Annotated in this window: 2 pseudogenes; one reads left to right on the top strand and one right to left on the bottom strand. The window is 75.3% G+C overall.

The features are described 5' to 3' along the window. Positions 1 to 244 (bottom strand): annotated as a pseudogene (locus AOK24_RS50055) (DNA polymerase III subunit gamma/tau); the annotation flags it as partial. 97 nt (positions 245 to 341) lie between these two features. Here AOK24_RS50055 and AOK24_RS44570 point away from each other — a divergent pair. Continuing rightward, a pseudogene (locus AOK24_RS44570) lies at positions 342 to 1,070 on the top strand (hypothetical protein); the annotation flags it as partial.

Consider the following 1,070-nt stretch of genomic DNA (forward strand, 5'->3'; position numbering starts at 1 on the left):
GGCGCGCGGGAGGGCGGCTCGTGGGAGGGCGGCTCGTGGTGGGGGCCGGCTCGGCGCCGGGGGTCCGCCCGGCGCTGGGGTTCCGCTCTGCGCCACGCAGCCGCTGTCCGCCTCCAGGGCCGCCGCCGAGGCGCTTCGCGCCGAGCAGCCGCCGTCCGCCTCCGGCACCGCTGGCGAGGCCGTTCGTGCCGTGCAGCCGTCCGTCGCCGCAGCCGACCGCGCCGCCCCCTCCCCCCGAGGCCATTCGTGTGATCACCCGACCGGGTGATCAGCAGTAAAGCCGCCCGCCTCGCCGGGAAGGTACGCGGAATGCCGCTGATCTCCCTCTGCTCCCCCGCCCGGTGAGCGCCGGTGCCCTGATCCGTCGTCCCGCGCGCGGGGCGACGGCGTTGCGTGGTGGCCGGGTGTGGCGGCCGAGCCCCTATCAGGTGGTCGGGTTCGGGTTCTTCCTGGTGATGACGCTGGCGTGCTGGCGGGTGCCCCTGTGCTGCGACGCCGGGCAGCACGCGGCGGTGATCGAGCGGCTGAAGGCGAACCTCCTGGAGCCGCGTCACCCCACCGCCGATCTGCCGGGCGCGGGGAGCCCGTACTACTCGCCGTACGCGCTCGCGCAGGCCGTGTTCGCGCGGGCGACCGGGCTGACGGGGTGGGAGGTGCTGCGGCTCGCCGCCCCGGTGAACCTGCTGGTGCTGCTCACCGGGGTCGGGCGGTTCGTGCGGGTGCTGACGCCGCGGCCCTGGGCGCCGGTTCTCGCGCTGGCCGCGATGACGCTGCTGTGGGGGACGGACCGTGCCTGGTGGAGCGGCTATCTCGGGCTGATGTCGATGACCGGGACCCTGCCCTATCCGTCCGCGTTCGCCGCCGGGCTGACGTTCTGGGCGTGGGCTCTGACCGGGGCACGCGCGCGGGACGGTCGCCGGGTGCGTTTCGTCGGCCCGCGCGGGATGCGCGGTTTCGCCGGGTACGCCGTGCTGGGTGCCCTCTACGGGGTGATCCTTCTGGTGCATCCGATCACCTCTGTGGCCGCGTTCCTCGGGGGTGCCGCCTTCGTCATCGGGTGGGAGCGGGGG

It is taken from the genome of Streptomyces niveiscabiei, from assembly GCF_001419795.1.
Lineage (GTDB): Bacteria > Actinomycetota > Actinomycetes > Streptomycetales > Streptomycetaceae > Streptomyces > Streptomyces niveiscabiei.